Source organism: Longimicrobium sp., assembly GCA_036389795.1.
Taxonomy (GTDB): domain Bacteria; phylum Gemmatimonadota; class Gemmatimonadetes; order Longimicrobiales; family Longimicrobiaceae; genus Longimicrobium.
The window spans coordinates 1-2,862 of the sequence record DASVWD010000092.1; the positions used below are offsets into that span (position 1 = coordinate 1).

Genomic DNA, 2,862 nt, shown 5'->3' on the forward strand with positions numbered 1-2,862 from the left:
ACCACCCAGTAGGACCTCCGAGTGCGCCAAAGTGACGTTTCTCAAAAGTCTCTGAGGAGCCGCCGCGCCGACGCGTCGAAGTGACGAGATGCCGGGCGGCGACGAAGGATCTGCGGGTCGGGTTCGAGCGTGAGCCAGGCAGGCGCGCGAGTCCCCATCCGCAGATCCTTCGGACGCACAAGCTCTTGTGCAGATGCGACTTCGGTGTGTGCGCCCTCAGGATGACCGTGTGGGATGGTGCGGGTTTATGGACACTCCTCGAACGGCTCGCATCTCCCCCGATCGTCGGCTACGACGTTCCTACCTCACCCAGTCGCGGACCTGCGCGTAGACGGTCGCGTCGCCGAAGAAGCCGCTGTGATGGGTGCGATGTGGAGGTGGCCTGCTCGAGGTCGCAGGCGGCGCCGGTCCCCAACCTGCATCGCGTCGGCGCCGGCCCATCCGTGGAGGGACGGGCCGGCGCTCGTCACGAAAGGCGAACTGCTTTTTCATGCGGAGGAGCAGGGAACCCACCACTCGCCGGGATTCCTCTGCTACCTCTGCTCCTCCGCGTGAGGCCATGCTGTTCATGGATGGTGGCATGGCACTGATGGTAGATGGACGTTCGCGTGAGCCGGGAGAGGCATGGAGGACTGCATCTTCTGCGAGATCGTGGCGGGCCGCAGCCCCGTGAGCGCGTTCTACGAGGACGACGACGTGCTGGGGCTGATGACGATCGGGCCGGTCAACCCCGGGCACGCGATGGTGATCCCCAGGCGCCACGCCGCCTGCCTGGCCGACCTGGACGAGGAGACCGGGCGGCGCATCTGGACGGTGGCGCAGCGCACGGCGGCGGCCATCCGGGCGTCGGGGCTGCGCTGCGAGGGGATCAACTTCTTCCTGGCCGACGGCGCGGCGGCCGCGCAGGAGGTCTTCCACGTGCACCTGCACGTCTTCCCGCGCTTCCGGGGCGACCCCTTCCGCCTGGTGGCCGACTGGAGCGTCAAGCCGCCGCGCGAGGAGCTGGACCGCACCGCGGGGCTCATCCGCGCGGCGTACGAGCGGCTGTGGAAGGGGGGCGGCCCATCGAGTTGAAGGCGGCTGAAGCCGCGGCGCCGCGGCAACAACGGCAGCAAGCCTCGCAAACCCCGCGAGGCTTCAACCGCAAACCGCACCGGGGAGGAGGGAGGAGGATGTGTTTCGCGAGTAGATGGCTGGTCGTCCTTGGCTTGCTCCTCGTAGGTGCGGGGAGCGCCTCCGCGCAGAAGGCGGAGGTGGTGCGCAGGGTGGCGGTCACGGTGGACGACCTGCCGGTGGAGCCGGGTGGGGACTGCGTGCCGTCGTGCGGCGAGCGGATCACGGCGGAGCTGCTGCGCGTGTTCCGCCTGCACCGCGTGCCGGCGGTGGGGTTCGTCAACGAGGGGAAGCTGCGGCGGGGCGGGCGGCTCGACCCGGCGGCGGTGGCGCTCCTGCGGCGCTGGGTGGAGGCGGGGATGGAGCTGGGGAACCACACCTACTCGCACGCCGACTTCCACGCCACGCCGCTGGCCGACTTCCAGGCCGACGTGCTGCGCGGCGAGCAGGTCACCCGGCGCGTGATGGGCGCGGCGGGGCGGCGCCCGCGCTGGTTCCGGCACCCGTTCCTGCACACGGGGCGCGACCTGGGCGTCCGCGGCCGCTTCGAGGCCTTCCTGGGCCGGCACGGCTACCGCGTGGCCCCGGTGACGCTCGACAACTACGACTACGTCTTCGCCCGGGCGTACGCGAAGGCGGCCAACCGGGGCGACGCCCGGGCGCGGCGCCGCATCGCGGCGGAGTACCTGGGCTACATGGAGCGGATCTTCGCCTACTACGAGGCGCAGTCCACGGCGCTCTTCGGACGCAACGTGCCGCACGTGCTGCTGCTGCACGCCAACCTGCTCAACGCCGACACCTTCGACGAGCTGGCCAGGCGGCTGGAGCGGCGCGGCTACTCGTTCGTCACCCTCGACCAGGCGGTCGCCGACCGCGCGTACCGCTCCGCCGACCGCTACGCGGGGCCGGCGGGGATCACCTGGCTGCACCGCTGGGCGCTCACGCAGGGCAGGCGCGGCGGCTTCTTCGCCGGCGAGCCCGAGGTCCCCGCCTGGGTGCGCCAGGCGGCGGAGCGCTGAGGCAGCCGCGGTGCCGGGTACAACTGCAAACAGCGGTATCACACGGAGAAACAGGGGAACGGAGAACTTCGTGTTCGGTTGTTCTCCGTTCCTCCGCGCCTCCGTGTGAGCCACGCCGTTTTCGGTGGTCTTTGCGCGCGGGGCCGCGAGGTGCGAAGTTGAGGGAAATTCACCCCGCCGTTCGACCGGACCCTGCCGCCCCTGGACCCATGTCCGACCCGCATCCCACCGCGATGGAGCACCTGGAGCAGGCCCGCGAGCTCCTCTGGGAAACGATCCAGATGCTCGAGAAGGCGCAGCGGGTGCTCTTCAAGGCCGGCGACCGCTACGTGGCGGAGGTGTGGGGCGACGGCGTGCGCGCCATCCTGGAGGTCACCGAGCGCATCACCGACCTCTCCGGCGACCTGATGTCGGTGCACATCGAGATCGGCCACATCGAGCGCTCCGACCGGGGGCGGCCGGCCGCGGACGGGGACTGATACCGTTTTTCGAGATTCGCTGTGCATTGGGAAGCTGTCATTCCGAGTGGAGCCCGATGCGCTGATCTCGCGTTCGCCACCGAAGTCGGCCGGGCTCCCGAGGAATCTACTGAGGCTTGGTCATAAATATAAGCGCTTACGTAGCAACACGATGCTCAAGCGCTTCTCAGGAGCGCCTTGAAGTTGGCTTGGTGGAGTTCACCGGTGTGGTAGCGGTAGAGCAAGCCGATCTGGAAAGCGAAGACGGCCCC

The 2,862-nt window shown here is 69.4% G+C and carries 3 protein-coding genes; all 3 read left to right on the plus strand.

Annotation, left to right across the window (positions count from 1 at the left end):
* Window positions 1-624: 624 nt before the first annotated feature.
* Complete coding sequence (locus VF746_11880) at window positions 625-1,074, plus strand: HIT family protein (protein ID HEX8693114.1); 450 nt, start codon at window positions 625-627, stop codon at window positions 1,072-1,074.
* A gap of 134 nt (window positions 1,075-1,208) precedes the next feature.
* The gene (locus VF746_11885) at window positions 1,209-2,132 is read left to right on the plus strand and encodes a polysaccharide deacetylase family protein (GenBank protein ID HEX8693115.1); all 924 of its coding nucleotides are present in this window, start codon (window positions 1,209-1,211) and stop codon (window positions 2,130-2,132) included.
* Window positions 2,133-2,341: 209 nt separating this feature from the next.
* Complete coding sequence (locus VF746_11890) at window positions 2,342-2,611, plus strand: hypothetical protein (protein ID HEX8693116.1); 270 nt, start codon at window positions 2,342-2,344, stop codon at window positions 2,609-2,611.
* The last annotated feature ends 251 nt before the right edge of the window (window positions 2,612-2,862 follow it).